At 72.2% G+C, this 338-nt stretch carries 1 protein-coding gene; it reads right to left on the reverse strand.

Features of this window, described 5'->3' with window-relative positions; translation table 11 throughout:
• Positions 1 to 214 (reverse strand): hypothetical protein (locus tag FJ658_RS03540; RefSeq protein ID WP_141144016.1); only part of this gene is annotated, 214 nt, incomplete at its 3' end.
• Positions 215 to 338 lie beyond the last annotated feature (124 nt).

Here is a 338-nt window from a genome sequence, read left to right on the forward strand (position 1 = left end):
ACAGGTGCGTGCCGCCCAGCGTGGCGTCGACCCAGACCCATCCGTAGACCATGTCGCCGGTGAAGCTGCCCGAGATGGGACCCGTGTAGCGGTAGGTGACCGATCCCGGGCAGGAGCTGAAGAGGCAGGAGGTCGACGAGACCAGGGCCGCCTGGCCCGTGCTCGACCAGTACTGGCCGAACTCGACGTCGACCGGCGACGGATCCCAGGACACGTCGTCGGCGTACGCGGGCGCGGCGGGGACCGCGGTCAGTGCGAGCAGCAGGGCGAGGGAGCCGAGGACGGCGCCGAGGCGGCGCCCGGTCCGCGGGCCTCGCTGCTGAGCATCCGTCATGCGG

The organism is Schumannella sp. 10F1B-5-1 (assembly GCF_006517535.1).
GTDB lineage: Bacteria > Actinomycetota > Actinomycetes > Actinomycetales > Microbacteriaceae > Schumannella.